Origin of the sequence: Serratia sp. NPDC087055 (assembly GCF_044900985.1) — a bacterium.
Taxonomy (GTDB): domain Bacteria; phylum Pseudomonadota; class Gammaproteobacteria; order Enterobacterales; family Enterobacteriaceae; genus Serratia.
The window spans coordinates 526,288-532,703 of sequence record NZ_JBJDOG010000002.1 but is presented as its reverse complement, the minus strand read 5'-3'; the positions used below and the strand labels follow the sequence as shown (position 1 = coordinate 532,703).

The 6,416-nt window shown below is 52.1% G+C and carries 5 protein-coding genes; 2 read left to right on the top strand and 3 right to left on the bottom strand.

What is annotated here, in order from left to right; all coding sequences use genetic code 11:
• Positions 1–481 precede the first annotated feature (481 nt).
• The 3 genes from clpB to rluD form a co-directional block, all read right to left on the bottom strand.
• Positions 482–3,055 (bottom strand): ATP-dependent chaperone ClpB, encoded by a 2,574-nt coding sequence (gene clpB / locus ACI2J2_RS16225; protein ID WP_209635253.1) that lies wholly within the window; start codon positions 3,053–3,055, stop codon positions 482–484.
• Between the two features lie 130 nt (positions 3,056–3,185).
• Positions 3,186–3,917 (bottom strand): purine nucleoside phosphorylase YfiH, encoded by a 732-nt coding sequence (gene yfiH, locus ACI2J2_RS16220; RefSeq protein ID WP_404760427.1) that lies wholly within the window; start codon positions 3,915–3,917, stop codon positions 3,186–3,188.
• Positions 3,917–4,894: a 23S rRNA pseudouridine(1911/1915/1917) synthase RluD gene (gene rluD, locus ACI2J2_RS16215; protein WP_209635249.1), complete on the bottom strand. Its 978-nt coding sequence runs from the start codon at positions 4,892–4,894 to the stop codon at positions 3,917–3,919. The genes yfiH and rluD overlap by 1 nt, the downstream gene beginning before the upstream one ends.
• 131 nt (positions 4,895–5,025) lie before the next feature.
• Between rluD and bamD the strand changes: the two genes are divergently transcribed.
• Positions 5,026–5,757, top strand: coding sequence for an outer membrane protein assembly factor BamD (bamD, locus tag ACI2J2_RS16210; RefSeq protein WP_209635248.1), 732 nt, complete (start codon positions 5,026–5,028; stop codon positions 5,755–5,757).
• 312 nt (positions 5,758–6,069) lie between these two features.
• Entirely contained in the window at positions 6,070–6,411 is a 342-nt protein-coding gene (raiA, locus tag ACI2J2_RS16205; protein WP_209635246.1) for a ribosome-associated translation inhibitor RaiA, read from the top strand.
• Positions 6,412–6,416: the final 5 nt, after the last annotated feature.

The following is a 6,416-nucleotide window of genomic DNA, read 5'->3' as shown; positions in this document are numbered from 1 at the left end:
CACTCTTCAAGACTTGATATTTTTTCGAACCCGAAGGTTCTGGATATCGTCTTGTGGAGTGCCCACACAGATTGTCTGATAAATTGTTAAAGAGCGTTCGTTACTGAGATAACTCTCGGTAACGCGGGAGGTGCATATTACGCTTTCCCGCTGAAGAGTCAAGCTTTTTTCTTATTAAGAAACGGTGTTTTCACCGGCTTGATTCTTCCTGGCTGGGCGACTGGTTCTCGTTAGAGGAGTCGTTGTTCCCGGTCAGTGGAGGCGCATTATAGGGAGTTCTCAGAAGGCCGCAACCCCTAAATGCAAAAAACTTTTCAAGCGCTCAAATAACCACCAAAAAGGCCATTTTAGGATATTTATTAGTCAGAAAATGGGAGTTTTAAGGCTGTTACCCCGCAAAAAATCGGAAGCCCAATAAAAACAGATAAAGAAAAGGGAGCGGTTTCCCGCTCCCTATTATCGTAATCACTCTATATAGACATTACTGCCTGGCGACGATGTGCTCGTTTTCCACATCCAGCGTAACCAACTTGCCTGGAATCAGTTTGCCAGAAAGGATTTGCTGCGCCAGCGGGTTTTCTATCTCCTGCTGGATAGCACGTTTCAACGGACGCGCCCCATATACAGGGTCGAAACCCGTTTTGCCTAGCAGCTCCAGTGCAGGTTCGGTCATCGTTACTGCATAACCACGCTCTTCCAGACGTTTGTACAGACGCGCCAACTGGATCTTGGCAATCTCGGCAATGTGTTTCTGACCGAGAGGATGGAACACGACCACCTCATCTATACGGTTGATGAATTCCGGACGGAAGTGGTGGCTCACCATTTCCATGACGGATTCCTTCATCTGTGCGTAGTTCATCTGACCAAAGTGCTCCTGAATGAGATCGGACCCCAGGTTAGATGTCATGATCACCACGGTATTACGGAAATCAACAGTACGTCCCTGGCCATCGGTCAGGCGCCCATCATCCAACACCTGCAGCAGGATGTTGAACACATCCGGATGCGCCTTCTCCACTTCATCCAGCAGAATCACGGAATAAGGTCTACGGCGCACCGCCTCAGTCAGGTACCCACCTTCTTCATAACCGACATAACCTGGAGGTGCACCCACCAGCCGCGATACCGAATGTTTTTCCATAAACTCGGACATATCGATACGCACCATCGCGTCGTCACTGTCGAACAGGAACGAAGCTAACGCCTTACATAGCTCGGTTTTACCTACCCCGGTCGGCCCGAGGAACAGGAATGAACCTATTGGCCGGTTTGGATCTGACAGACCAGCGCGGCTACGGCGAATAGCGTTGGATACGGCGCTCACCGCTTCATCCTGGCCAATGACCCGGGTATGTAGTTCATGCTCCAGGCGCAATAGCTTGTCACGCTCACCTTCCAGCATTCTGGCGACCGGAATACCGGTGGCGCGAGCCAGTACCTCAGCGATTTCTGCGTCAGTTACACGGTTACGCAACAGCTTCATGGTTTTGCCTTCAGCCAATGTGGCCGCAGCAAGCTGTTTTTCCAACTCAGGGATCTTACCGTATTGCAATTCTGACATCCGCCCCAGATCGCCGACGCGACGCGCCTGCTCCAGAGAGATTTTGGCCTGCTCAAGATCCGCTTTGATATTCTGCGTACCGGAAAGTGACGCCTTCTCGGCTTTCCATTCTTCTTCCAGCTCTGAATATTCGCGTTCTTTCTGCTCCAATTCACCACTGAGCATTTCCAGCCGTTTCTTACTGGCGTCGTCAGACTCTTTACTCAGCGCCTGCTGCTCCAGTTTAAGCTGTATGATGCGGCGCTCCAGACGATCAAGTGATTCTGGTTTCGAGTCCATCTGCATACGGATGCTGGACGCAGCCTCATCGATCAGGTCAATGGCCTTATCCGGCAATTGGCGATCGGAGATGTATCGATGCGACAGCGTCGCCGCCGCGACTATCGCCGGGTCCGTGATCTGCACATGGTGATGCAGTTCATAACGTTCTTTCAGGCCACGCAAGATGGCGATGGTGTCTTCAACGCTAGGCTCTGCCACATAGACTTTCTGGAAACGACGTTCGAGCGCCGCATCCTTCTCTATATACTGGCGATATTCATCCAGCGTTGTCGCACCGACGCAATGCAGTTCCCCGCGCGCCAGCGCAGGTTTCAACATATTACCTGCATCCATCGCGCCGTCGGCCTTACCTGCACCAACCATAGTGTGCAATTCGTCAATGAAAAGGATAACGCTGCCTTCCTGTTTGGACAGGTCGCTCAGCACGCCTTTCAAACGTTCTTCGAATTCACCGCGGTATTTAGCACCTGCAATTAATGCCCCCATATCGAGGGAAAGTACGCGTTTATGCTTCAGGCCTTCCGGCACTTCACCATTAATGATGCGCTGTGCGAGGCCTTCGACGATGGCGGTTTTACCCACGCCAGGTTCGCCGATCAATACCGGGTTGTTTTTGGTACGGCGTTGCAGTACCTGAATAGTACGACGAATCTCTTCATCACGACCGATAACCGGGTCAAGTTTGCCCTGCTCAGCACGTTCTGTCAGATCAATCGTGTATTTCTTCAACGCCTGACGTTGGTCTTCAGCACCTTGATCTTCCACGCTGTCACCGCCTCGCATTTGCTCAATGGCCTTACTGATTTTATCGGTTGTCGCGCCAGCCGCTTTCAACAGATCGGTCAATGTTCCGCGATCTTCAAGCACCGCTAACACAAACAGTTCGGATGAAATGAATTTGTCCGCCCGCTTTTGCGCCAGCTTGTCGCACAGGTTCAGGACACGTACCAGCTCATGGGACGGTTGAACGTCACCACCGGTACCTTCAACTTGAGGCAGTCGAGACAAAGCCTGTTCGATTTCGGTGCGCACGCGCCCGGCATCGATACCGGCAGAAGTTAAGAGTGGACGAACCGTGCCCCCTTCCTGATTAAGCAAGGCGCTCATCAGATGTAACGGCTCAATAAACTGGTTGTCGCGCCCAAGTGCGAGAGATTGGGCATCGGCGAGGGCAAGCTGGAATTTGTTGGTAAGACGATCCAGACGCATAACACCTCCAAGTTTGGTCGAAATTGCTACTGGAGATTAAATGAGGTCATCCCTCAAATTTTCAAGGTTATTTCGACTGTATATTTTCGGTACTACATCATGCGTCTTTGGACCGTCCTAATTCAATAGGTTATATCAGCCAGATTAAACTTGCCAGACGTCCGGTTATTCCATCGCGGCGATAGGAGAAAAAATGACTCATTTCGCTCACCGTACAGCGATCACCACCGTAGATGGCGTGGATACCTGCACGCTGTAAGCGCTGACGGGCCAACAGATAGATGTTAGCCAGGAATTTATCGCCGTGTGGGATAAAGGCAGCCGCAGCGGCGCCATCAACATTTATAAACGCGGCACGCACTTCGGGGCCGACTTCAAACTGCTCTGGACCAATCGCCGGGCCGAGCCAGGCGTTAATGTTTGCTGGCTCAGTGGCAAATTCTGCCACCGTGTGTTCCAGCACACCATTACATAACCCGCGCCAACCGGCATGGGCTGCGGCCACTTCATCACCGGCCTGCGAGCAAAACAGCACCGGCAAGCAATCGGCCGTCATCACTGCACACACCTGCCCAGGCACATTACTGTAAACCGCATCCGCACGCAGATCGGTCGGCGTTCGCCCATCTAACCGCACGACACCTGTACCATGTATCTGTTCCAACCAAACCGGCATCCGCGGTAGTTCAGCCCCGTCCACCAGCCGTTGGCGGTTATCCGCGACTGCCCAAGCCTCATCACCAACGTGAGTGCCGAGGTTAAGCGAATCGTAGGGTGGCGCACTCACGCCACCACCACGGGTTGTGCTACAGGCTTTTACGCCAGCAGGCAGCGGCCAATCCGGTAAGATGAGCGAATCCATTACCAGTTCATCTGATCTTTGAATTCTTCGGTATCCGCTTTCAGCGCGTTAATCAGATCGACCATATCCTGTGGCAGCGGCGCATGCCACTCCATTTGGATACCGCTGATCGGATGATATAAACGCAGCATGGTAGCGTGCAGTGCCTGGCGATCGAAACCGCGCAGTGCGGCAATAAATGCCTCTGACGCGCCTTTTGGCGGACGCGGACGGCCACCATAAAGCTGATCGCCCACCAGCGGGTGGTTAATGTGCGACATATGCACACGGATCTGGTGAGTACGGCCGGTTTCCAGGCGCAAACGCAGACGAGTGTGCGCGCGGAAATGCTCCATAATACGGTAATGCGTCACCGCCGGCTTACCCATTGGGTGAACCGCCATATGGGTGCGTTTGGTTGAGTGGCGCGAAATAGGCTCCTCAACGGTACCGCCTGCGGTCATGGTGCCGATAGCAACCGCTTCATATTCACGCGTGATTTCACGCGCCTGCAGCGCTTCGACCAGTCGAGTTTGTGCTGGAACGGTTTTCGCCACCACCATTAGACCTGTGGTGTCTTTGTCCAGACGGTGCACGATGCCGGCACGCGGCACATCGGCAATTTCAGGATAGTAATGCAGCAACGCATTGAGCACAGTACCGTCCGGGTTACCGGCACCGGGGTGCACAACCAGATCGCGTGGTTTGTTAATCACCAAAATATCACTGTCTTCATAGACGATATTGAGGGCGATATCCTGCGGTTCCCAGCGTGCTTCTTCTTCTATCTGTGCATCAATGGCGACCGTCTCTCCCCCCAGCACCTTCTCTTTCGGTTTGTTTATCGTTTTGCCATTGACCTGCACCCGATTGTCCAGGATCCAATCTTTTATGCGAGATCGTGAATAATCAGGGAACAATTCGGCCAAAGCCTGATCTAAACGTTGTCCGAGTTGAGATTCGGCCACCGTTGCGGTGAGTTGTACTTGTTGTGCCATATGCAGCTTCTTCGTTAACGTTGGGTTTTCACGGCGATGCCGTTTAATATAATGTGCTATTGTACCTGGTCTTTGTCGGGAGCTTAACGGACAGTCTCCCGGAATAACACCCTGAGGATAATCAAAACGTCATGACGCGTATGAAATATCTGGTGGCGGCAGCCACGTTGAGCCTGGCGCTGGCAGGTTGCTCCACATCCAAGGATGCGGTTCCCGACAACCCACCTTCGGAAATCTATGCTACTGCCCAGCAAAAACTGCAGGACGGTAACTTTAAGGGCGCGATTACGCAACTCGAAGCGTTAGATAACCGCTATCCTTTCGGGCCGTACTCTCAACAGGTCCAGTTGGATCTGATTTATGCCTACTACAAATCTGCCGATTTACCGCTGGCTCAGGCGTCTATCGATCGTTTCATGCGTCTGAATCCAACGCACCCGAACATTGACTACGTGATGTACATGCGTGGTCTGACCGATATGGCGTTGGATGACAGTGCATTGCAAGGCTTCTTCGGGGTCGATCGTTCAGACCGAGATCCTCAGCATGCACGCGCTGCGTTTCGCGACTTCAGCCAGCTGATTCAACAGTATCCGAACAGTCAGTACGTGACCGATGCAAACAAGCGTTTGGTGTATCTGAAAGACCGCCTGGCCAAGTATGAGCTTTCGGTGGTGGAATACTACACTAAACGCGGTGCCTACGTCGCGGTCGTTAATCGCGCCGAGCAGATGCTGCGTGAATTCCCGGATACCAAAGCGACACGCGATGCGTTGCCGCTGATGGAAAACGCGTATAAGCAATTGCAACTGAACGGCCAGGCCGACAAAGTGAGCAAAGTGATCGCTGCCAACCCGGCATAACCTGATTGGCAACAGCAGAAAAACAAAACGGCAGCCTCGGCTGCCGTTTTCATTTGCCGAATACTTAACCAAATCAGGATAAATACACAAGCAAAAACACGGCGTTAGCACATATGCCTCACCGCTTATCCTTTCAATAATGCGCGTTCCGCTCTCTAGACTCAAGCGTTAGATAGCCAATTCAAAGCTTGAATCACAGATTGAACTAACTTTGCAAAAAGTGACAAAAAAATGTGATTTTCATCACGCATTTAAGCAAAAAGCGGGGTATGCTGGACTCATCCAAGACGGAAAGACAGAGAGGTAAGTTATATGACATTGAACATTACCAGCAAACAAATGGATATCACTCCCGCAATCCGCAGTCACGTCGAAGACCGTCTCACCAAACTGGAAAAATGGCAGGCCCAACTGATTAACCCGCATATCGTCTTATCGAAAGAACCGAAAGGGTTTGTTGCCGACGCCACCATTACCACACCTAACGGCCCGCTGGTTGCCAGCGCCAAACATGATGACATGTACACCGCCGTTAACGATTTGATCGCCAAGTTAGAGCGCCAGTTGAACAAGGTGCAGCATAAAGGCGAAGCACGCCGTGCCGCGACCAGCGTGAAGGACATTATTCCGGAAGTAGAGCCGGAACAGGAATAACCGTT